This is a genomic window from Streptomyces sp. NPDC046349, from assembly GCF_055587885.1.
In genome coordinates, this window is record NZ_JBVJFK010000007.1 from 334,590 (window position 1) to 358,290 (window position 23,701).

Sequence of the window (23,701 nt, forward strand, 5' to 3'; positions counted from 1 at the left end):
GGTACGTCCGGACCCGCCCGGTGTGCGCCCGCGGTCCGGCCCGCCTACGGTGGCCCCCATGGGTGCTGCTGGCAATGCGATCGAGCTGGAGGCGGCCGGGCGGACGGTACGGCTGTCCAACCCGGACAAGGTCTACTTCCCGGAGCGCGGGCTCACCAAGCGGCACGTCGCCGAGTACTACCTGGCGGTCGCGGACGGAATCCTGCGCGCCCTCCGCGACCGGCCGACGACCCTGGAGCGCTATCCCGACGGGGTGGAGGGCGAGTCCTTCTTCCAAAAACGCGCCCCGAAGAACCTCCCCGGCTGGATCCCGACCGCCCACATCGCCTTCCCGAGCGGCCGTACGGCCGACGAGATCTGCCCGACCGAGCCCGCCGCCGTCCTGTGGGCGGCGAACCTGGGCTGCCTCACCTTCCACCCCTGGCCCGTACGCCGCGAGGACACCGACCGGCCCGACGAACTGCGCATCGACCTGGACCCCCAGCCGGGCACCGACTACCACCACGCCGTGGCCGCCGCCCATCAGCTTCGAGCCCTGCTGGAGGAGCTGGGCCTGCGGGGCTGGCCCAAGACCTCCGGCGGCCGGGGACTGCACGTCTTCGTCCCGATCGAGCCGCGCTGGACCTTCACCGAGGTCCGCCGGTGCGCCATCGCCCTCGGCCGGGAACTGGAGCGCCGCATGCCGGGCAAGGTCACGACGGCCTGGTGGAAGGAGGAGCGCGGCGAGCGGATCTTCGTCGACTACAACCAGACGGCGCGGGACCGCACGATCGCCTCCGCCTACTCGGTCCGCCCCCGCCCGCACGCCCCCGTCTCGGCGCCGCTGCGCTGGGAGGAGGTGGACGACGCGGAGCCGCGTGACTTCGACATCGTGACGATGCCGGCCCGTTTCGCCGAACTGGGCGATGTGCACGCGGACATGGAAGACCACGCCTTCACCCTGGACGCCGTACTGGAACTCGCGGCCCGCGACGAACACGAACACGGCATGGGCGACATGCCGTACCCCCCGGACTACCCGAAAATGCCGGGGGAACCCAAGCGCGTCCAGCCCAGCCGCGCCAAGAACGAGGACTGACCGTTCTCCGTTCCGTCGCGGCCGATACGGCGTGCGGTGCACTCCCCGTATCCCCAGGCGCCGACCAGGAACGCGCCGGGACCTGCGATCGCGTTGCGGCCCGACGGTGCGGAATCCGTGGCGGCGACGAGCGCCCCGCTCACCAGGTCGAGGATGACGGTCCGGCCGATTCCGCTCCGAGGTGCGGACGGCGGCACCACGGCCGCCTGGGCGACACGGGGCACACGCGACGGCTGCCGGCCCGGTGCGAGCAGCCTCGGGGAGGCGCCGGCCCAGCCGACGCAGAAGCCGTCGCCGAGCACGACGAGGGCCGCCACCTCCTCTCCCGCCCGGCACGGCAGGTGACGGTCGGGTCCACGGAACCGTCGGGGAGGATCCCCTCCAGGGCCCAGCCGCCTCCGACCGTCGGCCGGGCGGGCCAGAGCGTCCCATACCGCGACAGCCGGGACCGGGGGCGTCCGGTGCCCGGATACACCCCCTCCCAGCGGACCCGTCCCGACAGTTCGACCGACGAGACGACCGTCCCCAGCGGATCCGCCCCATAGGTGGTCGCGAACAGGGGCCGTACGGGCGCAGGGCGGCGACGGACCATATATGTGCCGGCGTGTCGAAGCGCGACCGGAGAGCCATGTGCCCGCATCCTGCGGCACGTTCATCCGCAGCACGGTAGGGCCCGGCTGTCAGTGCCGGGTGCGATGCTCCGGGAGGGGCCGCGTACGGCATGTTGATCAGGCGTATAGCGGACGTCCATCAACGCTGACCAGTATCTGCGGCATGTCTACGAACACCTCTGCCGCAGCAACCGACACCGCCGCCTGGTACGAACTCGCCCTCTGCGCCCAGACCGGCCCGGGCTTCTTCTTCCCGGAACCGGGCTCCTCATTGCGCGATGCGAAGCGGCTGTGCGGGGCGTGCGAGGGGCGGGTGGCCTGCCTGGAGTACGCCCTGGCCAACGACGAGCGCTTCGGCGTCTGGGGCGGCCTGTCGGAGGCGGAGCGCCTCGCCCTGCGCTCCCGCCGCCGCTGACTCAGGTCCGCGTGGCCTTCCCGCTGGCCCGGACCAACCCCACCCGCCGCGCAAGCTCGAACCCCTCGCCGCCACACTCCTCGCGCCGCGGCGTGTGGGGCACGACCCGCACGGGGTAATGCCCCCCGACGGGCGACACGACCCCGCCGAAGCGGGGGTCGCCCGCGAACCAGATGCGGTCCGGGTGGTCGTTCTCCAACTGCGCGAGCGCGATGGGGAACGGCAGGATCCGCAGCGTGGCCGTGAAGTCCTCCCGAAAGGGGATGGCGACCGTCGCCGGACTCCCGGGCGGGCGGACCGGGTGCCGGCACGGCCACTCGCGCCAGGGGTAGGACCGCAGTACGGCCTTGACGCGGTGGCGCCTGACGTAGGCGATGATCACCCAGGGGAGCAGCGGAGCAGCGAGCATGGTGAGCAGGGCGAAGACTGTTCCTGCGTGGGGGACGCGGCCGATGCAGGCCAGCGCGATCAGCGGGGGTCCGCCGAGACTGAACACCCATCCAAGGCGGCGGAGGACCAGCCGCTTGAAGCCGACAACGGTAGGAGCGTGGTCCCAGGCCACCTTGGTGAGTGCCAGGCTCATAGAAGCACCTCCAGGATGCGTGAGGTACCGGCTTTTGTCGGTGCGCTTCGATCGGGGTCCGAGAAGAGAGCGGTGTGTGCGACCGCCTCAAGGATGTCCGTATAGGCCTCAGCGTGATGCGTGGCCGCGCTGGTCAGATCGAGGACGAGTAAGTGGAGGCCGTCCGGATGCACAGTCGTGACTCTGGCCTGAAATACACGACTCTCCACGTCGGGCACACAAATGGTGCCCGCGACGAGGCAGCAGGGCAGTCCGGATGGCAACTCGATGAACCGGCGATTGGAACTGGTCCAGTGTGGCGAGCGTGTGATCGCCATCGCTGCACGTGCGACGGTGAGCCGGGGGTTGGGCTGTTCGGTCGGCCGTACGGTCAGTGAGAACAACGATGTTGCGACGCCGACTGGCCCCTCAGGGTGAAGGCCGATCGCGGTGTGCACGATGTCATGACCGGCAAGTCCTTCCAAGGCGTCCATGAGCTGGGACAGTTCCTGTTGAGCGTCAGTGCTGCCCAGGGCCTCAGCGCATGCGTCCAGTGCCGCCCTGTCGCCAGGACCGACGTCGTGGAAGCCGGGAGGCAAGCGGAACCAGATCGGAGGGACGGGGTTCGGATACGTCACGGCCTCAGCCCCGACCACACGCGGCCGGACTTTTTGATGGCCGAGGGACCGTCCTCGAGGACCCCCCGGGTACCGTCGACAGACGTCGAGCCGTGTTCGACCGCTTCGTCGTCCGAGCCGTAGTCGAGCGCGGCGGTCAGGGCTCCTGTACCCGCCACGGCCACTCCCACCCGGTCTCGGGTTTCCTGTGTCGAGGTCCGCAGTGCCCATCCTGTCAGAGGGCTCTCCACGCGCCGCAGGTCGTCGGACGTGGACCACGCCGCTTGGCGGAAGGCAGTGGCCCCAGGGCTAAGTCCGGTCAGCGCGCTGGCCTCCGGGGCGGCGGCCACGGCTGCGCGGGCTGCGGCCGTTCCGGCCTTGGCCCCCGTGGCAAGGGCGGCCACGCCCGGGACCGATCCGGCAGTGTCCCCCAGGAGGGTCACGCTGCTCTTCCAGAAGTCCGCGTCGAACTGGCCCTTGGTGAAGCCGTCCGTCAGGGACTTGCGGAACTTCGGGTCCGAGGTGTGCATGGCCAGCGCGGCCAAGGACAGGCCGCTGCCCACGAGCATGATGGCGAGGCCGGCTGGTGGGCAGGCCAGGGCCACTAGCGCGCCCACAAAGCCGAGGATTGCCGACGCGTTCGAGAGGGCGTCCGCGGGGTCTTCGGTGATCTTGCGCCAGATCGAGGCCAGGAGACCCGGCTCCTTCGGGGCCAGTTTGTCCGTCGCGGCGTTCAGCGCCGCGGCCACCCGGCGGGCCGCCGCGGCGTGTTCGGCGGCGAGTTCGCGGGCCAGGCGGCGGGTGTCGGTGAGGGCCTCCTCGGTCTTCGCCGCCGCGGCCAGGGCCTCGTACCGCGCGGCCAGCTCGCGGTGCGCCACCAGGGTGTCGTGCCAGCCCGTGAGCCGGCGGGCGGCCTCCGCCAAGGAGGTGTGGGCCGAGGCCAGGTAGCGGGGGAGGTCCCGGGAGAGGGAGGCGCGGAAGGCGGTCGCCGCCTCGCCCTGCCACGACGAGCTGTGCGAGACGAGGTCCGTCACCACACGGGAGGCCTCGTCGAGCGACTTCGCCGACGCGCCGAGCTTCCTGGTCAGCGCCAGGACCGCGGCCGGATTCCCGGGGGCCGGGTCGAAGCCCAGTGCCGCGTGCTCAGCCACGGGTGGCCGCCGCACGGAGGAAGGCCTCGCGGACGGCCTGCTCCAGTTCCGCGTACTCCTCCGCGCTGCGGTCGACGCCCTCCCGTACGGCCTTGACCCGTTTGGTCAGCTCCCGGGTGCCGTAGGCCCACCGTTCCTGGAAGCCGTCGCACGCCGCATCGAGATCCGCCGTGCCCAGCTGGTCGGGCCGTACGTGGTCCAGGGCCCTCCGGGCCTCCCGCAGGGAGCTCAGCGAGGAGTCCAGGGCGCGGGTCAAGCGGGTCAGCTGGTCGATGTCCACCTGGAGTGACGTCATGACGCGAAACCCTGGCAGAGCGCGGCTCTGCCAGGGCAATCGGCGTCACTCGCCCGAGCGGGCGGAAATCGGTCAGCCCTGGCGGGCGGCGAGGCGCGCGGCGCGGGCGGCCAGCTTCTCGTCGAACTTCGTGGCCTCGGCGTTCAGGCCGTTCATGAACAGGCCGAGCTCGTCCTGGGCCTTCTGGCCCTCCGGGCCGAGGTCGGCGATGTCCATGACCTTGAGGAAGCGGAGGACCGGCGCGAGCACGTCGTCGTGGTGGATGCGCAGGTTGTAGACCCCGCCGATGGCCATCTGCGCGGCCATGCGCTCGAAGCCCGGCATGCCGTGTCCGGGCATCCGGAAGTTGACGACGACGTCCCGCACCGCCTGCATGGTCAGGTCCGGGGCAAGCTCGAATGCCGCGCCCAGCAGGTTGCGGTAGAAGATCATGTGCAGGTTCTCGTCCTGCGCGATGCGCGCCAGCATGCGGTCGCAGACCGGGTCGCCGGACTGGTGGCCGGTGTTGCGGTGCGAGATGCGCGTGGCGAGTTCCTGGAAGGCCACGTACGCCACGGAGTGCAGCATGGAGTGGCGGTTGTCGGACTCGAAGCCCTCCGACATGTGCTGCATGCGGAACGCTTCCAGCTTGTCCGGGTCCACGGCGCGCGAGGCCAGCAGGTAGTCGCGCATCACGATGCCGTGGCGGCCCTCCTCGGCCGTCCAGCGGTGCACCCACGTGCCCCACGCGCCGTTGCGGCCGAAGAGCGTCGCGATCTCGTGGTGGTAGCTGGGGAGGTTGTCCTCGGTCAGCAGGTTCACGACCAGCGCGATCTTGCCGATGTCGGTGACCTTGGACTGCTGCGGGCCCCAGGCCTCGCCGTCCTCGAAGAAGCCCGGGAAGTTCCGGCCGTCGCTCCACGGAACGTACTCGTGGGGCATCCAGTCCTTGGTGACCGTCAGGTGGCGGTTGAGCTCCTTTTCGACCACCTCTTCCAGCGCGTACAGCAGCTTGGCGTCGGTCCACGCCTCCGAGCTGCCGAGGTGGGGAGAGGTGATCGTCACGGGTACTCCTGGGTGCAAAGCGAATTACCTACGGTTCCGTAGCCTACGGAGTCGTAGGTTAAGCGCGGCATCAAGGCCAGCCAAGCCCCCGGCGTACCTATGTCCGGTTACATCCGGTTATCTCTGCAGTTTGAGAGGGCTTCGGGAGGGAAACGCAACGGCAAAATCACGCCAGGAGGTGGTCGGCGGCCCCCGCCTTGACGGCTGAGACGAGCGCGCGGAGGGCCTCGACGGAATCAAACACGTGCTCACCGGACCCCGTCGTTCCGATGTACGCCCGCCCGGCGGCGTCGCGGCCGAAGCGGAAACAGTTGGCGCCCTCGCTGCAGAACGGCTCCGCCCAGGCGATGTCCGCGCGGAGTGGCGAAGCGGTCTCGGAAGTTGTCATGTCGTTCTCCGGTTCTCTTCGGGCTCCCGGTCTCCCGGGCTCCCCGGTTTCCTCTCCGGACCCGGACCCGGACCCGGAGCCGACCCCGACCCGGACCCGACCCCGGCCCGGGCCCGGACCGCGCCCCCGTCCCGGTCACAGGTCCCGCACGACCGCGCGGATGAAGTCGCGGGAGGCGGCCGCCGACAGCGCCAGGGAGCGCAACCCCTCCAGCAGGCCGCGGTATCGCGTCAGCTTCGCGTCCGAGTCGACGAGCATCGAGCCGTGCGAGCTGTCCAGCTGCACGGTGTCCAGCCGGCCCAGCGCCGCCGCGGCGTAGGTGAAGGCCTGTCCCGAGCCCGGGAAGCCACCGGCGCCGAACGGGATGACCAGGACCGTCGTGCGCTCCCGCTCCGACTGCGCGAGTACGTGCTCCAGCTGCTCCCGGACCACTCCGGGCCCGCCGAACCGCATCCGCAGCGCCGCCTCGTGCACCACCGCCTCGTACAGCGGCGGCCGCTCCCGTGCGAACACCTGCTGGCGGCTCATCCGCAGCGCGAGCCGCGCCTGGAGCTCGGACTCCGGCAGCGGCGGGTCGGCGGCACCGAAGACCGCCCGCGCGTGCGCCTCGGTCTGGAGGAGTCCGGGTATGTGGGTGGTCACCGCCGTGTGGAGCCCGACCGAGTGGTGCTCCAGCTCGCAGATGTCGAGCAGCCCGGGCGGCAGCGTCCCCCGGTGCCGCTCCCACCACCCCTTGTGCCGCTCCTGCGCCATCGCCGCGAGCAGGTCCACGAGCTCGGGGTCCCGGCAGCCGTAGTGGCGGGCGAGGGTGCGGACGCGTTCGGCGCTGATGCCGATCCGGCCCGATTCGATGTTGGGGATCCGGGTGCGGTCGACCCCCAGCAGCGCCGCGGCCCACTGGACCGACGTGCCCGACTCCTCGCGGAGCCTGCGCAGCTCGGAGCCGAGGCGCCGCTGCCTGGCGGTGGGTGTGCTCCTGGGTGGCACGGCTCCCCTTCCCGCTGCACGAGTTTCGCTACGGTCTGTAGCGTAAGTACCACACGGCGCGGCCGTCGTGCCCCGTATGACGCACCTCGTGCGGGGAAGGGAACCCGCGAACGCCGCACCCGTCAGCCGGTCAGCCGTGCCACAGCGCCTCCCGGACCTCCTCGGCCGTGGTCGGCCGCAGATCGCCGTCCAGCAGCAGCCAGCGCGTCACCCCGATCGACTCCAGGAACGGCACGTCGTGGCTCGCCACCACGAGCGCGCCCCGGTACGACTCCAGCGCATCGGTCAGCTGCCGCACGCTCGACAGGTCGAGGTTGTTCGTCGGCTCGTCCAGCATGAGGAGCTGCGGGGCGGGCTCGGCCAGCAGCAGGGCCGCCAGCGCCGCCCGGAACCGCTCGCCGCCGGACAGGGTGCCGGCCGGCCGGTCCGCCCGCCCGCCCCGGAAGAGGAAGTGTGCGAGCCGGGCCCGGATCAGGTTGTTGGTGGCCTGCGGGGCGAACCGCGCCACGTTCTCCACGACCGAGCGGTCCTCGTCCAGCACGTCCAGCCGCTGAGGCAGGAACCGCGTGGTCACATGCGTCTCGGCCGTCCCGGACTCCGGTGCGAGCTGCCCCGCGATGGTGCGCAGCAGCGTGGTCTTGCCCGAGCCGTTGCGGCCCACCAGCGCGATCCGCTCGGGGCCCCGCAGCTCCCACTCGCCCGGTACGCGGGCCCCGTGCGGCAGGCGCAGATCGCCGAGGGTCAGGACGCGCCGGCCGGGCGGTACCAGGGTGGCGGGCAGTTCGATGCGGATCTCGGCGTCGTCGCGGACCGCCTCCACCGCCTGGCCCAGGCGCTCCTTGGCCTGGGCCAGCTTCTCGGTGTGCATGATCCGGTGCTTGCCGGCCGATTCCTGAGCCGCACGCTTGCGCGCGCCCATCACGATCTTCGGCTCGCGCTTGTTCTCGTACATCTTCTGGCCGTACCGCTTGCGCCGGGCCAACTTGACCTGAGCGTCCAGGAGCTCACGCTTCTGCCGCTGTACGTCGGCCTCCGCGACCCGGACCATGCGCTCGGCCGCGTCCTGCTCGGCGGCGAGCATCTCCTCGTAGGCCGTGAAGTTCCCTCCGTACCAGCGGACTTCACCGTCGCGCAGATCCGCGATCTGGTCGACCCGCTCCAGCAGCTCGCGGTCGTGGCTGACCAGGAGCATCACCCCGGACCAGGACTCGACGGCCGCGTACAGGCGGCCCCGGGCGCGCAGGTCCAGGTTGTTGGTCGGCTCGTCCAGCAGCAGGACGTCGGGGCGGTCCAGCAGCAGTGCGGCCAGGCGCAGCAGGACGGACTCGCCGCCCGAGAGTTCGCCGACGGTGCGGTCCAGGCCGATCCGGGCGAGGCCGAGCTGGTCGAGCGTGGCCAGGGCCCGCTCCTCCACGTCCCAGTCGTCGCCGACGGCGGCGAAGTTCGCCTCCGTGGCCTCGCCCGCCTCGATGGCGTGGAGTGCGGCGCGTGCGGTGTGGATGCCGAGCGCCTCGTCCACGCGCAGTGCGGTGTCGAGGGTGACGGTCTGGGGGAGGTGGCCGACGGAGCCGGCGACGGACGACTGGCCCCCGGACGGGGCGAGTTCACCGGCGATCAGCTTCAGCAGGGTGGACTTGCCGCTCCCGTTGAGTCCGATCAGGCCGGTGCGGCCGGGGCCGACGGTCAGGTGGAAACCGTCGAACACAGGGGTGCCGTCGGGCCAGTCGAAGGACAGGGCGGAGCAGGTGATGAATGCAGGGGCGTGACTCATGGAGGCCTCCAGGTTGCGTGAGTGGTGCGTGCAACGCGGGGAGACAGCCGACGCTCGGATCGCGAACGCGCGATCGCGGCAGTGACGGCGACCGTGGCCGTGATGACGGGGATCACGGGGTCCCGACGGCCGCGGTGACCGCGATGACCGGGGTGGTCGCGCTGGTCGGTGTCTCGGACCTCAGAAGAGCAACGTCCTGCTCCGTTCGACGGCGATGGGGCGTCGACGACGCTACGGGCGGCCCCCGGCCGCCCGCAAACGATTTATGGCGGGCATGGGATCAGCAGGTGTCGCGCATCAGCTCGGCCAGGCTGTGGTCCACGTCGAGGTAGAGGTGCTCCAGACCGGGCGGGACCACGGTCGCGGCCCGCTCCAGGAACCTGTGCAGCTCGGCCGTGAGCATCAGGACGATCGCGACGCCCTCCACCGCGTGGAACTCGATCGTGGTCCGCTCCCCGTCGTACGGCCGCACGCGCACGTCGCCGAAGCCGGACGGGCGGTCCAGTCCGGATTCCAGCAGCTCGCGCGAGAAGGTCCACGAGACCTCGACGCCTTCCAGCGTGGCCGGGGCGGGGAAGGCCATGCGCACGGCGAACGGATCCGCCCGGTCGTAACACAGAGTGACGGGAACGGTCTCGACCTTCGGCGCGGTGGCGACCAGGCGGGCCTGCGCGGCCTGCTCGATGACAGTGATCAAGGCTCACTCCCTTGCGGCGGATCTGCTGCCGGACTGCGGGGGTGGGGCCCGGCAACCCGATAGACGCCGGAATCGGCAAATCCGTGCATGGGCGTTTGAGTGAGCTGTGTCACCGACTGGCCGGAACCCGCCTGTGTGATCGCACAGAGTGACCGTGCGGGCGGAAGTGCGCGAAGGCGGCGCGTTGTGCCGCGCCGGCGCTGGGGGCTCCTCAGAAGGGCCGGTTGTCGCTCACTCCACAGGCGCAACGCGCGGCCGAAAGGGCCGGTGCGGACCCCGGCGGCCCATGGCGGGCGAGCGGCGGGGACGCCCTCTGGACGGCGGATCCGTGGTGCGTTAGCTTCCGGCGCCATGAGACCTCTGGATGTTGGAATTGGCATGTGCGCGGCAATGCTGGCGGTCGGGGTGATCGCCGGTCCCGCACACGCCGAAGAGCAGGGCCCGGAACATGACTTACGCGCCGCCGGCTGGTCCCTCAAGGACACCGGGCACAGCGCCCGCTTCCGGGGACTTGCCGCGGTCAGCCGGACCACGGCCTGGGTCGCCGGCTCGAAGGGGACGGTGCTGCGCACGCTCGACGGAGGCCGCAGCTGGCAGGACGTCTCGCCGCCAGGTGCGGTCGCGGAGCAACTGGAACTGCGCGACATCGAGGCCTTCGACGCACGCCGCGCGGTGGCCCTGTCCATCGGCGAGGGAGAGGCCTCCCGGGTGCTGCGCACCGAGGACGGCGGGGCCACCTGGACGGAGACCTTCCGCAACCCCGACCCGCGTGCCTTCTACGACTGCCTCACGTTCTTCGACGCCCGGCACGGGCTGGCCATGAGCGATCCGGTGGACGGCAGGTTCCGCATCCTGTCCACGGACGACGGGGGCCGCCACTGGCGGGTGCTGCCCGGCGAGGGCATGCCCGAGGCGCTGCCGGGCGAGGCGGGCTTCGCGGCGAGCGGCCAGTGCCTGGTCAGCGCCGGCCCGCGCGACGTCTGGCTGGCCACCGGCGGCGGTGCGAGCGCGCGGGTCCTGCACTCCGCGGACCGCGGCCGGACCTGGCGGGTGGCCGAATCCACCGTCCCGGCGGGAGATCCCGCACGCGGGGTCTTCGCCCTCGCCTTCCGCGACCGTACGCGGGGCATCGCGGTGGGCGGCGACTACCGCACCGGTCAGACCTCCCCGCAGGCCGCGGCGGTGTCCGCGGACGGCGGACGCACCTGGCGCCAGGCCGCGGCGCCGCCGCCGGCCTACCGGTCCGGCGCGGCCTGGTACCCGTACAGCGGGGGGACGGCCCTCGCGGTCGGACCCACCGGAACGGACCTGACCACGGACGGGGGCCGCAACTGGCGGCCGCTGGACGCGGGATCCTTCGACACGGTCGACTGCGCCGCCGACACGGGCTGCTGGGCGGCAGGGGAGAAGGGCCGCGTGGCACGGCTGGAACGCCGCTGACCCACCGCCGCCCGTCACACCGCCACAGCACCGGGCCGTCTCCTCCGGATGTTGCCGGGGCCGCCCGGCATCGCACCTGACCGCGTTGTCGGGGCTCCCGAGTACGTCCCGTACTCGGGAGCCCCTCCGCCCGGCGATGCGCGGCACCGGACGACGCGGGTCCGGCCGGCGGGATCCGGAAGAGAGGTCCTAGGTGACCGGGTTCTCGCGGACCGTCGCCAGGTCCGCCGAGGTCCTCGTGGCCATGAACTCGGTGATGCGGTAGGCGCAGACGCCCGCGACCGTGAAGGGATCCTCGGCCGCGATCTTCTCGATCTCGGCCCGGGACACCCCTGCGGCCAGGATGACGCCCCCGTCGCGCGGGACCTTGCGTCCCGACGCGAGGAAGACGCCGGCGGCGTAGTGGCCGTCCAGCCAGGAGATGTGGGCGTCCATCTCGTCTTCGACGGCCTCGACGGGCGCGGTGTAGGTGAGCTCCATGACGAACATGATCGCCAGGCTACTCTCGGTTCATCATGACGAGTGTGAAGACCCCCGCCGACGAGGCCGAGGCCCGGGCGATACAGGACGAACTGCGCCATCATGTCGTGCTCGACGAGCCCGGCCCCCCACCCGGCCGCGGGCTGGTGGCCGGCGTGGACGTCGCGTACGACGACTCGCGCGATCTGGTCGCCGCAGCGGCCGTGGTGCTCGACGCAGCCACCCTGGAGGTCGTCGAGGAGGCCACCGCAGTCGGGCACGTGAGCTTCCCCTACGTGCCGGGGCTGCTCGCCTTCCGCGAGCTGCCGACCGTGCTGGCCGCCCTGGACGCCCTGACCGCCGAGCCCGGTCTCGTGGTCTGCGACGGCTACGGCCTCGCCCACCCCCGCGGCTTCGGCCTCGCGTGCCACCTCGGCGTGGTCACCGGGCTGCCCTCCATCGGCGTCGCGAAGAACCCGTTCACCTCCACCTACGAGGAGCCGGGCACGCGGCGGGGCGACGCCTCCGCGCTGCTCGCCGACGACGGGGCCGAGGTCGGGCGGGCGCTGCGCACACAGGACGCCATCAAGCCGGTGTACGTCTCCGTCGGGCACAGGGTGTCGCTCGACAACGCCTGCACCCACACCCTGGCCCTGAGCCCCCGCTTCCGGATCCCGGAGACCACCCGCCACGCCGACTCGCTGTGCCGCCGGGCGCTGCGGGAGGCCTGCTGAGGGCTTGTCCCGTGATCCCCGCCGGGCGCACGGCGACAGCCGGTGTCTCGCCGCCTGCCGCAACGCCGGGTCGCGCCCGGCACGAGGGCGCTCCTCCGCCTCGGGGCGCACCGCATCCGTTGCCGCGCGCTGATCCACCGGGGGATTGGGGACGGCCCCGAGCCGGTCCGTCAGCGGGCGTCCGCCACCCGGAAGGTGATCCCAGCCTTCTGCAGGCGGTGGATGAGGGCGTCGCCCATCGCCACGGCGGTCGTCACCTGTCCCGAGGCCTCCGGCAGGGCGTCGTGGGCCAGGCAGAGCGCCGACTCCGCCAGCATCTTCGCCGTCTCGCCGTAGCCCGGGTCGCCCCCCGACACCTCGGTGAGCACGCGCCTGCCGCCGCCCTCGCCCACGAACCGCACGGTGAACCAGCTGCGCGCCCGCCGCTCCGCGTCCGGCCCCCGGCCGGGCTCCCAGCGGTTCATGAGCCACCGCCGGGCCTGCGGCACCTGTGCCAGGGCCGCCGTCGCGCCCACCGCCGCCGCACCGCCCAGCGCGACGGGCAGGTGCTTGACGGAGGCGTAGTGCCGGTAGCGGAAGTCCGGGCCGTAGCGCTCCAGCGCGGCCGCCGACCGGGTCACGATCCGCGGGTCCAGCGAGGGCAGCGGAAGCGCCCAGGTGCCGGTCTCGCGGCTGAACCGCGGCGCCCCCAGCGGTCCGCGCGCCCGCCGCCCCAGCAGCCGGGGCTCGTGGAGGCGCCGGGCGTGCGAGGCCGCCAGGGTCTGGGGGCCGCGGCCGAGCGCGGTCAGCGCGGAGGCCAGGGTCCCGCCGGAGAAGAAGGCATTGGACCGCATGAACCCGTCGACCGTCAGCGCGACCCCCTCCGGCAGCTGCCGGACCGTGAAGTACGCGCCGAGGTCGGCCGGGATCGAGTCGAAGCCGCAGGCGTGCACGAGCCGGGCACCGGTCTCGCGGGCCCGCGCGTCGTGCTCCACGTACATGCGGTCCACGAACTCCGGCTCGCCGGTGAGGTCCACGTAGTCCGTGCCCGCCTCGGCGCAGGCGGCCACGAGCCCGGCCCCGTACCAGACGTACGGTCCCACGGTCGTGGCGAGCACCCTGGTGGAAGCGGCCAGTTCGCGTACGGCGGCGGTGTCCTGGGCGTCGGCCCGCAACAGCGGCAGCGTGGCGCACGCGGGGTCGATCGCGGCCAGCCGCTCGCGCAGCCGCTCCAGCTTCGCGGGGTCCCGGCCGGCGAGGGCCCACCGGCACCCGGCGGGCGCGTGTGCGGCGAGGTACTCGGCGGTCAGCGCGCCCACGAACCCGGTGGCGCCGAAGAGCACGATGTCGTAGGCCCGTTCGGGTCGGTCCTGCGGGACCCCTGCGTTCATGAGAGCTCCTCCGAGTGGGGTGTTGTGGGTGGCCGAGGCTAGCGCGGGGCGCCGGTGTGCGCGCGGGCAGGGGCCGGACGGGTGCCCGACGAGTGCGGCGGGGCGGCGCCAGGGCCTGACGGGCCGTCACGACGACGGCGCCCCGGGCGCGGCCGTGCGGCCGCGCCCGGGGCGCCGTGGGTCCACCTGCCGGTGGATCAGTCCTGCTGGTACAGGCCGAAGAGGTCGACGATCAGGTCGACGTCGTCCCAGCCCCGGTTCCAGAGGTCGATGATGCCGTTGCTGCCGGTGCTCGCCTGGACCAGGTTCGGGACGGTGCTGCCCTTCGTCCAGTTCAGGTTCGAGGAGTCCGGCGGCGTCGGCCAGCCGGCCGTCTCGTTGATGTAGTCGTCGATCGAGTTCGGGTCCGGGGTGACCGTGAGGTGCCCGTCGCCCTCCGGGTTGGTGACCGTGGTGTTCAGCACGAAGCCCGTGATGCTCGGGTCGTCGAAGGACATCGGCATGTAGATGTAGCTCTGGCCCCACAGCTTCCCGTAGACCGGGTCCTGGGGGTCGCGGGTGTCCACCAGACGCTCGGGCGAGAGCGGCAGGAAGGCGCCCTTGCTGTCGGCGCTGTAGTAGCCGACGACGTCGACGACGACGTCGGTGCCCGCCCAGGCGCCGTTGAAGACGCTGATCCGGCCGTCCGCGCTGACGGGGACGATCACCGAGTTGGCGATGGTCTGGCCCGGGGTGAAGTTCAGGTTGGACGCGGTCGGGGTGGCGCCGCCGGCCGGGAAGACCGACAGGTGGCCGGCTTCCCTCGGGTTGGTGACGGTCACGTTCAGCGCCACGGCGCTGATGCCCTGGGGCACCCCGCGCAGGCCGCTGATCTGGGTGGAGAAGGTCTTCCGGCCGCCGAGCTGGCCCCTCGCCGTGCCGAGGCCCTCGCGGGTGTCGACGAAGCGCGACGGGGTGACCGGCGTGTAACCGCTCGACGCGGTCTTGGAGAAGTAGCCGGTGACGTCGGCGATCAGGTCGACCGGGGCGCCGCCGCGGTTGGCGATCTCGACGTAGCCGTTCTTGCCGACCTTCACGATGACCAGGTTCGGGACGCTCTGGCGGGCCTTGTAGTTGACGTTCGACGTGGTCGGACGCTCGGTGCCCTCGGGGAAGGCGGTGATGTGGCCTTCCGTGGAGGTGTTGGTGACCGTGATGTTGAGGACCACGGCGGTGACGTTGGCCGGGATCCCGCCGTTGCCGCCGACCTTCACGCGGGTCGAGCTGTACGGCTGGACCATGCCCATCGGCGCGCCGGTCCCGTTGCGGGTGTCCAGCAGGCGGGTGGGGGCGTACGGGGTGAAGTCCGCGCCGGCGGTGACGAAGACGACCTCGTTGACGGCCGAGACGGCGTTGGCGGCGTCCGCCACGGTGACCTTGACCGTGTAGGAGCCGACCTCGGCGTAGGTGTGGGCCGTGGTCCGGCTGTCGGAGCCGTAGGCGTCGAAGACGTCCGACTTGCCGTCGCCCCAGTCGATGGTGACCTTGAGCGCGGTGTCCACGCTCGTGATGGTGGTGTCCACCTCGGTGCCGTGCGCCGTGACGCCGTAGGCGGTCAGGCCGACCGCGAGGTCCGGGTTGGCGGAGGCGACGGACTGCGCCGCGGCCGTTCCGGTCTTGGCGGACGGGGCGGCGGCCTTGCGGACCGTGCGGTCCGCCGGGCTGGTGAAGGTGTTGCTCTTGGACTTCGCGTCCTTGCCGAGACCCAGGTCCAGGTCCGGCGCGGTGGTGCCACGTGCGTCCGGCTTGGCCGGGTCGGCCTGGGCCACACCCGGGATGAGGCCAACGCCCGCCGCGATGGCGGCAGCGGATATTACAAGACGGCGACGGCGCACCGATCCCCCACTTATCTGATTGAACGCTTGATCAGCTCGAAAGCTCGTTCAGAGTACAGAGTCGCGGGGAGATCCATCAGGGGGGTGGGCCCGGGATCTCGCGCTGTTGCCGAGGTGGCGGATCGGCCGGTGCCGGCCGATCCCGCCGACGCCCGGCACGGGGGCTTGTGCTCGGTGGAACACGTTCCTAGCATCACCGGTGTTACATCAGTTGTGTCACACAGCCGCACACCAGGCACACCACCCACACCGCGGACACGGGGGGCTCGATGGCAGCGACAGGGAACGGGACCGGCACCGGCACCGTCATCGGCACCGGGACCGGCACCGGGACGGCGAGCGGCAGCGGTCCGCTCGCCGGCGTGCGCGTCGTCGAGCTGGCCGGCATCGGCCCGGGACCGTTCGCCGCCATGCTCCTCGCCGACCTGGGGGCGGACGTCGTACGGGTGGACCGGCCCGGCGGCGGCGGGCTCGCGGTCGACCCCGCCCACGACCTCACCAACCGCGGCAAGCGCTCCGTCCTGGTCGACCTCAAGTCCGCCGACGGGCCCGCGCGCGTCCTGGACCTGGTCGAGCGGGCCGACATCCTCGTCGAAGGCTTCCGCCCCGGGGTCGCCGAGCGGCTCGGCGTGGGCCCGGCCGAGTGCCACGCCCGCAACCCGAGGCTCGTCTACGGACGGATGACCGGCTGGGGCCAGGAGGGCCCGCTCGCACACACCGCGGGCCACGACATCGCCTACATCGCCGTCACCGGAGCCCTCGGCATGATCGGCAACCCGGGAGAGCCCCCGGCGGTCCCGGCCAACCTCGTCGGCGACTACGCGGGAGGCTCCCTCTACCTCGTGATCGGCGTGCTCGCCGCACTCCACCACGCCCGGGCCACCGGCAGCGGCCAGGTCGTCGACGCGGCCATCGTCGACGGCACGGCCCACCTCACCGCCATGATCCACGGGATGATGGCGGCGGGCGGCTGGCAGGACCGGCGCGGCGCCAACCTCCTCGACGGCGGCTGCCCCTTCTACGGCACCTACGAGACCTCCGACGGCGGGTACATGGCGGTCGGCGCACTGGAGCAGCAGTTCTACGACACCTTCACGGAGCTCCTCGGCATCGCGGACCGGGCGCCGGCCCGCAAGGACACCGCCCGCTGGGGGGAGCTGCGCGAGGCCGTCGCGGCACGCTTCCGGACCCGTACGCGCGAGGAGTGGACGGCGGTCTTCGAGGGCACCGACGCGTGCGTCGCCCCGGTGCTGTCGCTGCGCGAGGCCCCGCACCACCCCCACCTCGCCGCCCGGGGCACCTTCACGGACTTCGGCGGGACCGTGCAGCCCGCCCCCGCGCCGCGGTTCTCCGCGACCCCGGCCGCCGTCACCGCGGGCCCGGCCCAACCGGGCGCCCACACCGAGTCGGTGGCCGCCGACTGGGACGTACCGGCCCTGCTCCCGAAAGAGGCCTGATGGAACTGTCGATGATGCTCGACTACGCCGGGGACCCGCGCCGGGCCGCCGACGAGGCGGCCGCGCTGGAGTCGGCCGGCCTCGACGCCGTGTGGGTGGCCGAGGCGTGGGGCTTCGACTCCCCGACGATCATGGGCTACCTCGCCGCCCGCACCGCGCGGCTGAAGATCGGCTCGGCGATCATGAACGTCTACTCGCGCACACCCGGCCTGATCGCGCAGACGGCCGCCGGGCTGGACGCCCTCTCGGGCGGCCGGGCGCTCCTCGGCCTCGGTGCCTCCGGCCCGCAGGTCGTCGAGGGCTGGCACGGGAGGCCGTACGACAAGCCGCTCGGCCGGACCCGGGAGACGGTCGAGCTGTGCCGGCGCATCTGGCGCCGGGAGACGATCGACCACCACGGCATCACCGACATGCCGCTGCCGCCGGAGCGGGGCAGCGGACTCGGCAAGCCGCTGAAGATCCTCACCCGGCCCGTGCGCGACGCGGTTCCCGTCTACATCGCCTCACTCGGCCCGGCCAACGTCCGGATGACCGCCGAGATCGCGGACGGCTGGCTGCCGACGCTCTTCATCCCCGAGAAGGCCGCCGCCGTGTGGGGCGGCCCGCTCGCGGAGGGGACGGCCGAGCGGTCGCCGGAGCTCGGCCCCCTGCAGACCGTCGCGGGCGGCCTGCTCGCCATCGGTGAGGACGCGGCCGCCGTAAGGGAACGCGCCCGCCCGCAGATCGCGCTGTACGTCGGCGGCATGGGCGCGGTCGGCAAGAACTTCTACAACGACCTCGCGGTCGCCTACGGCTACGAGGAGGAGGCCCGCAAGATCCAGGAGCTCTACCTCGCCGGACGCACGCGCGACGCCGCGGCCGCCGTACCGGACGAGTTCTGCGAGCTGATGACCCTGTGCGGGCCCGAGGGCTACGTGCGCGAGCGCGTCGAGGCCTTCCGCGCGGCCGGCGTCACCATGCTCAACGTCACACCCGTCGGCCCCGAGCCGGCCCGCCTGATCGAAACCGTCAAGAACTGGCTCTGACGAGCCCTTCCGATGCTGCGAACCGCCCGATGCTGCGAGCCGTCCGATGATACGAGTCCTGCGATGAAGCGAGCCGTCCGATGAAGCGCCTGATCTTCGACGCCGACCACGAGGCGTTCCGTGAGACCGTCCGCACCTTCCTCACCAAGGAGGTGCTGCCGCACTACGAGCAGTGGGAGAAGGACGGCATCGTCAGCCGCGAGGCCTGGCGGGCCGCCGGCCGACAGGGGCTGCTGGGGCTGGCCGTCCCCGAGGAGTACGGGGGCGGCGGGAACACCGACTTCCGCTACGCCGCAGTGATCGCCGAGGAGTTCACCAGAGCGGGCACGCCCGGACTCGCCATCGGCCTGCACAACGACATCATCGGGCCGTACCTGACCTCGCTCGCCACCGAGGAGCAGAGGCGCCGCTGGCTGCCCGGCTTCTGCTCCGGCGAGACCATCACCGCCATAGCGATGACCGAGCCGGGTGCGGGCTCCGACCTGCAGGGGATCCGGACCACGGCCGAGGACCGCGGCGACCACTGGGTGCTGAACGGCTCCAAGACCTTCATCTCCAACGGCATCCTCGCCGACCTGGTGATCGTGGTCGCCAAGACCACCCCCGAAGGCGGGGCGCACGGCCTGTCGCTGCTGGTCGTCGAGCGCGGAGCGGAGGGCTTCGAGCGCGGCCGCAACCTCGACAAGATCGGCCAGAAGGCGCAGGACACCGCCGAGCTGTTCTTCCACGACGTGCGCGTCCCGAAGGAGAACCTGCTCGGCGAACTCAACGGCGCCTTCGTCCACCTGATGACCAATCTGGCGCAGGAGCGGATGGGCATCGCGATGGCCGGCATCGCCGCCGCCGAGTACCTGCTGGAGATCACCACGCAGTACGTGAAGGAGCGCGAGGCCTTCGGGCGCCCGCTGTCCAAGCTCCAGCACATCCGGTTCGAGATCGCGGAGATGGCCACCGAGGTCGCCGTCACCCGCACCTTCCTCGACCGGTGCATCACCGACCACTCCAACGGCGAGCTGGACCACGTACACGCCTCGATGGCCAAGTGGTGGGCCACCGAACTGCAGAAGCGCGTGGCGGACCGCTGCCTTCAACTCCACGGCGGGTACGGGTACATGACCGAATACCGGGTGGCGCGGGCCTTCACCGACGGCCGGATCCAGACGATCTACGGCGGCACGACCGAGATCATGAAGGAGATCATCGGCCGGTCCCTCCTCAGCTGAACCCCTCACCCCGCGGCCCCGCCGAGGACCTTCCCAGGACCTTCCAGCACACCGAAAGGCTTGACCAGTGAGCACCGAAGCTTACGTATACGACGCGATCCGCACCCCGCGCGGCCGCGGCAAGGCCAATGGCTCCCTGCACGGCACCAAGCCGATCGACCTGGTCGTCGGACTCATCGACGCGCTGCGCGAGCGCAACCCCGGCCTGGACCCGGCGACCATCGACGACATCGTCCTCGGCGTTGTCGGCCCGGTCGGCGACCAGGGTTCCGACATCGCCCGTATCGCGGCCATCGCGGCCGGGCTCCCGGACACGGTGGCCGGCGTACAGGAGAACCGCTTCTGCGCCTCCGGCCTGGAAGCCGTCAACCTGGCTGCCGCGAAGGTCCGTTCGGGCTGGGAGGACCTGGTCCTGGCGGGCGGCGTGGAGTCGATGTCGCGCGTGCCGATGGCCTCGGACGGCGGCGCCTGGTTCGCCGACCCGATGACCAACTGGGACACCGGCTTCGTGCCGCAGGGCATCGGCGCCGACCTGATCGCCACCATCGAGGGCTTCTCCCGGCGCGACGTCGACGAGTACGCGGCCCTGTCGCAGGAGCGCGCCGCCGCCGCGATCAAGGACGGCCGCTTCGCGAAGTCCGTCGTCCCGGTCACGGACCGCAACGGCCTGACCGTCCTGGACCACGACGAGTTCGTCCGCCCGGGGACCACCGCCGACACCCTCGCCAAGCTCAAGCCGTCCTTCGCCGACATCGGCGAACTCGGCGGCTTCGACGCCGTCGCGCTCCAGAAGTACCACTGGATCGAGAAGATCGACCACGTCCACCACGCGGGCAACTCCTCCGGCATCGTCGACGGTGCCTCGCTCGTCGCGATCGGCTCCCGCGAGGCGGGAGAGCGCAACGGGCTGGCGCCCCGCGCCCGGATCGTCTCGGCGGCCGTCTCCGGCTCCGAGCCCACCATCATGCTCACCGGCCCCGCCCCGGCCACCCGCAAGGCCCTCGCCAAAGCCGGCCTGACCATCGACGACATCGACCTGGTGGAGATCAACGAGGCCTTCGCCGGCGTCGTCCTGCGCTTCGTCAAGGACATGGGCCTCTCCCTCGACAAGGTCAACGTCAACGGTGGGGCCATCGCGCTGGGCCACCCGCTCGGCGCCACCGGCGCGATGATCCTCGGCACGATCGTCGACGAGCTGGAGCGCCAGGACAAGCGCTACGGGCTCGTCACCCTCTGCGTCGGCGGCGGCATGGGCGTCGCCACCATCGTCGAACGCCTCTGAACCGTCCTGTATCCCCCGACCCCTCCGACACGGAAGTAGCGAACATGAGCGAGTCCACCACGATCCGCTGGGAACAGGACGAGACCGGCGTCGTCACCCTGATCCTCGACGATCCGGGCCAGTCCGCCAACACCATGAACCAGGCCTTCAAGGACTCCATCGCGGCCGTCGCCGACCGCGCCGAGGCCGAGAAGGACTCCATCCGCGGCATCATCTACACCTCCGCCAAGAAGACCTTCTTCGCGGGCGGCGACCTCAAGGACATGATCCGGCTGCGCCCCGAGCACGCGCAGCTCGCCTTCGACACCGGCACCGAAATCAAGCGGTCCCTGCGGCGCATCGAGACCCTCGGCAAGCCCGTCGTCGCCGCCATCAACGGCGCGGCCCTGGGCGGCGGTTACGAGATCGCCCTCGCCTCCCACCACCGTGTCGCCCTCGACGCGCCCGGCTCCAAGATCGGCCTGCCCGAGGTCACCCTCGGCCTCCTCCCGGCGGGCGGCGGCGTCACCCGCACCGTACGCCTGATGGGCATCGCCGACGCACTGCTGAAGGTGCTGCTCCAGGGCACCCAGTACACCCCGCAGCGCGCCCTGGACAACGGCCTCGTGCACGAACTGGCCGCCACGCCCGAGGAGATGCTGGCCAAGGCCCGCGCCTTCATCGATGCCAACCCCGAGTCGCAGCAGCCGTGGGACCTGCCCGGCTACAAGATCCCCGGCGGCACGCCGTCCAACCCGCGCTTCGCCGCGAACCTCCCGGCCTTCCCGGCCAACCTGAGGAAGCAGCTGAACGGGGCCCCGTACCCGGCGCCGCGCAACATCCTGGCCTGCGCCGTCGAGGGTTCCCAGGTCGACTTCGAGACCGCGCTGACCATCGAGGCCCGCTACTTCACCGAGCTGGTCACCGGACAGACCGCCAAGAACATGATCCAGGCGTTCTTCTTCGACCTCCAGGCCGTCAACGCCGGCCGCAGCCGCCCGCAGGGCATCGAGCCGCGCAAGGTCCACAAGGTCGCCGTCCTCGGCGCCGGCATGATGGGCGCCGGCATCGCCTACTCCTGCGCCCGCGCGGGCATCGAGGTGGTCCTCAAGGACGTCACCGCCGAGGCCGCCGCCAAGGGCAAGGCGTACTCCGAGAAGCTGCTCGACAAGGCGCTGTCCCGCGGCCGGACCACCGAGGCGGCGCGGGCCGAGCTGCTCGCCCGGATCACCCCGACCGCGGACGCGGCCGACCTCGCGGGCTGCGACGCCGTCATCGAGGCCGTCTTCGAGGACACCGCCCTCAAGCACAAGGTGTTCCAGGAGGTCCAGGACGTCGTCGCACCCGACGCCCTCCTGTGCTCCAACACCTCGACCCTGCCCATCACCGGGCTCGCCGAGGGCGTGAACCGGCCCGCCGACTTCATCGGACTGCACTTCTTCTCGCCCGTCGACAAAATGCCGCTCGTCGAGATCATCAAGGGGGCGCAGACGGGCGACGAGGCCATCGCCCGCGCCTTCGACCTGGTCCGCCAGATCAACAAGACCCCGATCGTGGTCAACGACTCGCGCGGCTTCTTCACCTCGCGCGTCATCGGCCAGTTCATCAACGAGGGCGTGGCGATGGTCGGCGAGGGCGTCGAGCCCGCCTCGATCGAGCAGGCCGCGGCGCAGGCCGGCTACCCGGCCAAGGTCCTCTCCCTGATGGACGAGCTCACCCTCACGCTGCCGCGCAAGATCCGCAACGAGAGCCGCAAGGCCTTCGAGGCGGAGGGCCGGACGTGGACCGAGCACCCCGCCGACACCGTCATCGACCGGATGGTCGACGAGTTCGGCCGCCCCGGCCGCAGCGGCGGCGCCGGCTTCTACGAGTACGACGAGTCGGGCAAGCGCGCCGGCATCTGGCCGGGCCTGCGCGAGCACTTCGCCAAGCCGGGCCACGAGGTCCCCTTCGAGGACATGAAGGAGCGGATGCTCTTCTCCGAGGCCCTGGACACCGTCCGCTGCCTCGACGAGGGAGTCCTCACCTCGGTCGCCGACGCCAACATCGGCTCCATCATGGGCATCGGCTTCCCGGCCTGGACCGGCGGCGTGCTCCAGTACATCAACGGCTACGAGGGCGGCCTCGCCGGCTTCGTGGCCCGCGCCCGCGAGCTCGCCGGGCAGTACGGCGAGCGGTTCACCCCGCCGGCCTCCCTCGTGGCGAAGGCCGAGCGGGGCGAAACGTACGCCGACTGATCCCGTCCGGACGCCCCGGGCCCCCGCCGCCGGGGGCCCGGGGCGACCTGTCCGTCAGCGCCCGACGGCGGCCAGGTGGGCGAACGGCCCGTGCTGCACGGCGCCGTCGGGGGCCGACCAGCCTGCCAGCACCCGGCCCCCGGCGCCGCCACCGGCTGGAGCGGGACCGGGACGCAGCACCCGGCAGACGGTCAGCGTCGACACCGGCCCCTCCTGCGTCATCGGGCCCACGGTCACGAGGCTCGCGTCGGCCGTGTCCGTCACGGTCCCGGGGCCGGTGAGGCCCTGCGGCACCCCGCCCCCCTCGGTACGGACCTCGACCGTGGGGTCGGGGGTGTCGCTCGCGTTCTGGTCCTGGGCGGTCGTCCGGCCCGCCAGAAGGGCGAGCAACTGCTCGACCAGGACCACGTCGTGGGTCCCGTCGTAGATCCAGCGGCGACCCAGCACACCGTGCTCGGACGTGCCGATCAGGCCGTCCTCGGCGGACGCCAGGGGAGCCCCGCGGTAGGTCATCGGGACCTGGTAGGCGACGGGGGAGTCCCCCGAGGTGTCGGTGACCACCATGAACTCGATGCCCACCTCGCCCTCGGGGTCGTCGAGCCGGAAACCCCCGGCCTTGGCGAGCCGCGGCACGTCCGCGCCCCGGTACCAGGGCTTCGACGGCAACCAGGCGGCGATCAGTTCGAGCTTGCCGGGTGACATGGTGGTGCGGTGAATGACTGCCATGATCCGTAAACTACCCGGGCGGCGCGGGTGTTGACGGGCGACCCGGCCCGCGTCGCCCGGGCGCGGTCGCGGGCTGTTCCCGACGGCGGTCCTGGCCGGCCTGGCCGGCACCATGCCGTGGCGCACGTCGACGAGGTGGTCCACCGGCAGCGCGCGCATGCGGGTGCCGGGACCCCCCGCAGCGGATGCCGGTCGAGGTGAAGAGCGTGTTGCCGCCCCGGGGCGAGCCGGTTCCACGGCGATGCGGGCCGCGCCGAAGGGCGGGGCACGTGCGCCTCC

General features: G+C 72.0%; 23 protein-coding genes. 9 read left to right on the forward strand and 14 right to left on the reverse strand.

Features of this window, described 5'->3' with window-relative positions:
* The first annotated feature begins 58 nt into the window (after nt 1–58).
* Nucleotides 59–1,078, forward strand: a complete 1,020-nt coding sequence (gene ligD, locus ACZ6JS_RS18885) for a non-homologous end-joining DNA ligase (protein ID WP_469299250.1) — start codon at nt 59–61, stop codon at nt 1,076–1,078.
* On the opposite strand, the gene ACZ6JS_RS18890 is transcribed toward ligD, so the two are convergent.
* Nucleotides 1,015–1,395, reverse strand: a complete 381-nt coding sequence (locus tag ACZ6JS_RS18890; RefSeq protein WP_469299252.1) for a hypothetical protein — start codon at nt 1,393–1,395, stop codon at nt 1,015–1,017. The genes ligD and ACZ6JS_RS18890 overlap by 64 nt on opposite strands.
* Before the next feature lie 457 nt (nt 1,396–1,852).
* Between ACZ6JS_RS18890 and ACZ6JS_RS18895 the strand changes: the two genes are divergently transcribed.
* Nucleotides 1,853–2,104: a WhiB family transcriptional regulator gene (locus ACZ6JS_RS18895; RefSeq protein ID WP_469299253.1), complete on the forward strand. Its 252-nt coding sequence runs from the start codon at nt 1,853–1,855 to the stop codon at nt 2,102–2,104.
* Nucleotide 2,105: 1 nt separating this feature from the next.
* Here ACZ6JS_RS18895 and ACZ6JS_RS18900 read toward each other — a convergent pair whose 3' ends face one another.
* From ACZ6JS_RS18900 to ssgD, 9 genes are all read right to left on the reverse strand, one after another.
* Entirely contained in the window at nt 2,106–2,687 is a 582-nt protein-coding gene (locus ACZ6JS_RS18900; protein WP_469299254.1) for a hypothetical protein, read from the reverse strand.
* Nucleotides 2,684–3,160 (reverse strand): hypothetical protein, encoded by a 477-nt coding sequence (locus ACZ6JS_RS18905; protein ID WP_469299256.1) that lies wholly within the window; start codon nt 3,158–3,160, stop codon nt 2,684–2,686. The genes ACZ6JS_RS18900 and ACZ6JS_RS18905 overlap by 4 nt, the downstream gene beginning before the upstream one ends.
* A 140-nt stretch (nt 3,161–3,300) precedes the next feature.
* Complete coding sequence (locus ACZ6JS_RS18910; RefSeq protein WP_469299257.1) at nt 3,301–4,434, reverse strand: hypothetical protein; 1,134 nt, start codon at nt 4,432–4,434, stop codon at nt 3,301–3,303.
* Entirely contained in the window at nt 4,427–4,729 is a 303-nt protein-coding gene (locus tag ACZ6JS_RS18915; RefSeq protein WP_469299259.1) for a hypothetical protein, read from the reverse strand. The genes ACZ6JS_RS18910 and ACZ6JS_RS18915 overlap by 8 nt, the downstream gene beginning before the upstream one ends.
* Before the next feature lie 72 nt (nt 4,730–4,801).
* Entirely contained in the window at nt 4,802–5,773 is a 972-nt protein-coding gene (locus ACZ6JS_RS18920) for an acyl-ACP desaturase (protein ID WP_469299260.1), read from the reverse strand.
* A gap of 166 nt (nt 5,774–5,939) precedes the next feature.
* A complete protein-coding gene (locus ACZ6JS_RS18925) occupies nt 5,940–6,161 on the reverse strand; it encodes a hypothetical protein (protein ID WP_469299261.1) in 222 nt (73 codons plus the stop codon).
* Between the two features lie 135 nt (nt 6,162–6,296).
* Nucleotides 6,297–7,148, reverse strand: a complete 852-nt coding sequence (locus tag ACZ6JS_RS18930) for a helix-turn-helix domain-containing protein (RefSeq protein WP_469299264.1) — start codon at nt 7,146–7,148, stop codon at nt 6,297–6,299.
* 130 nt (nt 7,149–7,278) lie between these two features.
* Nucleotides 7,279–8,919, reverse strand: coding sequence for an ABC-F family ATP-binding cassette domain-containing protein (locus ACZ6JS_RS18935; RefSeq protein ID WP_469299265.1), 1,641 nt, complete (start codon nt 8,917–8,919; stop codon nt 7,279–7,281).
* A gap of 280 nt (nt 8,920–9,199) precedes the next feature.
* A complete protein-coding gene (ssgD, locus tag ACZ6JS_RS18940) occupies nt 9,200–9,616 on the reverse strand; it encodes a spore wall synthesis regulator SsgD (protein ID WP_469299267.1) in 417 nt (138 codons plus the stop codon).
* Between the two features lie 378 nt (nt 9,617–9,994).
* On the opposite strand from ssgD, the gene ACZ6JS_RS18945 reads away from it, so the two are divergent.
* Nucleotides 9,995–11,056, forward strand: coding sequence for a WD40/YVTN/BNR-like repeat-containing protein (locus ACZ6JS_RS18945; RefSeq protein ID WP_469299269.1), 1,062 nt, complete (start codon nt 9,995–9,997; stop codon nt 11,054–11,056).
* 189 nt (nt 11,057–11,245) lie between these two features.
* On the opposite strand, the gene ACZ6JS_RS18950 is transcribed toward ACZ6JS_RS18945, so the two are convergent.
* A complete protein-coding gene (locus ACZ6JS_RS18950; RefSeq protein ID WP_469299270.1) occupies nt 11,246–11,545 on the reverse strand; it encodes a YciI family protein in 300 nt (99 codons plus the stop codon).
* Nucleotides 11,546–11,571: 26 nt separating this feature from the next.
* Here ACZ6JS_RS18950 and ACZ6JS_RS18955 point away from each other — a divergent pair, with 26 nt between their 5' ends.
* The gene (locus tag ACZ6JS_RS18955) at nt 11,572–12,249 is read left to right on the forward strand and encodes an endonuclease V (protein ID WP_469299272.1); all 678 of its coding nucleotides are present in this window, start codon (nt 11,572–11,574) and stop codon (nt 12,247–12,249) included.
* Between the two features lie 170 nt (nt 12,250–12,419).
* Here ACZ6JS_RS18955 and ACZ6JS_RS18960 read toward each other — a convergent pair whose 3' ends face one another.
* Together ACZ6JS_RS18960 and ACZ6JS_RS18965 are read right to left on the reverse strand one after the other, a co-directional pair.
* Complete coding sequence (locus ACZ6JS_RS18960; RefSeq protein WP_469299273.1) at nt 12,420–13,619, reverse strand: saccharopine dehydrogenase family protein; 1,200 nt, start codon at nt 13,617–13,619, stop codon at nt 12,420–12,422.
* Between the two features lie 197 nt (nt 13,620–13,816).
* Nucleotides 13,817–15,493, reverse strand: coding sequence for a PKD domain-containing protein (locus tag ACZ6JS_RS18965; protein WP_469299275.1), 1,677 nt, complete (start codon nt 15,491–15,493; stop codon nt 13,817–13,819).
* A gap of 269 nt (nt 15,494–15,762) precedes the next feature.
* Here ACZ6JS_RS18965 and ACZ6JS_RS18970 point away from each other — a divergent pair, with 269 nt between their 5' ends.
* The 5 genes from ACZ6JS_RS18970 (at nt 15,763) to ACZ6JS_RS18990 (ending at nt 22,696) form a co-directional block, all read left to right on the forward strand.
* Nucleotides 15,763–16,950 carry a CaiB/BaiF CoA transferase family protein gene (locus ACZ6JS_RS18970; protein WP_469299277.1) on the forward strand — a complete coding sequence of 396 codons (1,188 nt, stop codon included), beginning with the start codon at nt 15,763–15,765 and terminating at the stop codon, nt 16,948–16,950.
* A complete protein-coding gene (locus tag ACZ6JS_RS18975; RefSeq protein WP_469299279.1) occupies nt 16,950–17,975 on the forward strand; it encodes an LLM class F420-dependent oxidoreductase in 1,026 nt (341 codons plus the stop codon). The genes ACZ6JS_RS18970 and ACZ6JS_RS18975 overlap by 1 nt, the downstream gene beginning before the upstream one ends.
* Before the next feature lie 80 nt (nt 17,976–18,055).
* Entirely contained in the window at nt 18,056–19,198 is a 1,143-nt protein-coding gene (locus ACZ6JS_RS18980) for an acyl-CoA dehydrogenase family protein (protein WP_469299280.1), read from the forward strand.
* Between the two features lie 67 nt (nt 19,199–19,265).
* A complete protein-coding gene (locus ACZ6JS_RS18985; protein WP_469299282.1) occupies nt 19,266–20,480 on the forward strand; it encodes an acetyl-CoA C-acetyltransferase in 1,215 nt (404 codons plus the stop codon).
* 44 nt (nt 20,481–20,524) lie between these two features.
* Nucleotides 20,525–22,696 carry a 3-hydroxyacyl-CoA dehydrogenase NAD-binding domain-containing protein gene (locus ACZ6JS_RS18990; RefSeq protein WP_469299283.1) on the forward strand — a complete coding sequence of 724 codons (2,172 nt, stop codon included), beginning with the start codon at nt 20,525–20,527 and terminating at the stop codon, nt 22,694–22,696.
* Nucleotides 22,697–22,750: 54 nt separating this feature from the next.
* Here the strand turns inward: ACZ6JS_RS18990 and ACZ6JS_RS18995 are convergent, their stop codons facing one another.
* Entirely contained in the window at nt 22,751–23,422 is a 672-nt protein-coding gene (locus ACZ6JS_RS18995) for a maltokinase N-terminal cap-like domain-containing protein (RefSeq protein WP_469299285.1), read from the reverse strand.
* Nucleotides 23,423–23,701 lie beyond the last annotated feature (279 nt).

Excerpts from the sequence above, each read along its gene's own strand:
- ACZ6JS_RS18905 (WP_469299256.1), bottom strand. The coding sequence starts at position 3,160 with ATGGACGCCTTGGAAGGACTTGCCGGTCATGACATCGTGCACACCGCG.
- ACZ6JS_RS18970 (WP_469299277.1), top strand. The coding sequence starts at position 15,763 with ATGGCAGCGACAGGGAACGGGACCGGCACCGGCACCGTCATCGGCACC.
- ACZ6JS_RS18950 (WP_469299270.1), bottom strand. The coding sequence starts at position 11,545 with ATGTTCGTCATGGAGCTCACCTACACCGCGCCCGTCGAGGCCGTCGAA.
- ACZ6JS_RS18980 (WP_469299280.1), top strand. The coding sequence starts at position 18,056 with ATGAAGCGCCTGATCTTCGACGCCGACCACGAGGCGTTCCGTGAGACC.
- ACZ6JS_RS18995 (WP_469299285.1), bottom strand. The coding sequence starts at position 23,422 with ATGGCAGTCATTCACCGCACCACCATGTCACCCGGCAAGCTCGAACTG.
- ACZ6JS_RS18955 (WP_469299272.1), top strand. The coding sequence starts at position 11,572 with ATGACGAGTGTGAAGACCCCCGCCGACGAGGCCGAGGCCCGGGCGATA.
- ACZ6JS_RS18915 (WP_469299259.1), bottom strand. The coding sequence starts at position 4,729 with ATGACGTCACTCCAGGTGGACATCGACCAGCTGACCCGCTTGACCCGC.
- ACZ6JS_RS18990 (WP_469299283.1), top strand. The coding sequence starts at position 20,525 with ATGAGCGAGTCCACCACGATCCGCTGGGAACAGGACGAGACCGGCGTC.
- ACZ6JS_RS18895 (WP_469299253.1), top strand. The coding sequence starts at position 1,853 with ATGTCTACGAACACCTCTGCCGCAGCAACCGACACCGCCGCCTGGTAC.
- ACZ6JS_RS18935 (WP_469299265.1), bottom strand. The coding sequence starts at position 8,919 with ATGAGTCACGCCCCTGCATTCATCACCTGCTCCGCCCTGTCCTTCGAC.
- ACZ6JS_RS18975 (WP_469299279.1), top strand. The coding sequence starts at position 16,950 with ATGGAACTGTCGATGATGCTCGACTACGCCGGGGACCCGCGCCGGGCC.
- ACZ6JS_RS18945 (WP_469299269.1), top strand. The coding sequence starts at position 9,995 with ATGTGCGCGGCAATGCTGGCGGTCGGGGTGATCGCCGGTCCCGCACAC.
- ACZ6JS_RS18960 (WP_469299273.1), bottom strand. The coding sequence starts at position 13,619 with ATGAACGCAGGGGTCCCGCAGGACCGACCCGAACGGGCCTACGACATC.
- ACZ6JS_RS18925 (WP_469299261.1), bottom strand. The coding sequence starts at position 6,161 with ATGACAACTTCCGAGACCGCTTCGCCACTCCGCGCGGACATCGCCTGG.
- ligD (WP_469299250.1), top strand. The coding sequence starts at position 59 with ATGGGTGCTGCTGGCAATGCGATCGAGCTGGAGGCGGCCGGGCGGACG.
- ACZ6JS_RS18900 (WP_469299254.1), bottom strand. The coding sequence starts at position 2,687 with ATGAGCCTGGCACTCACCAAGGTGGCCTGGGACCACGCTCCTACCGTT.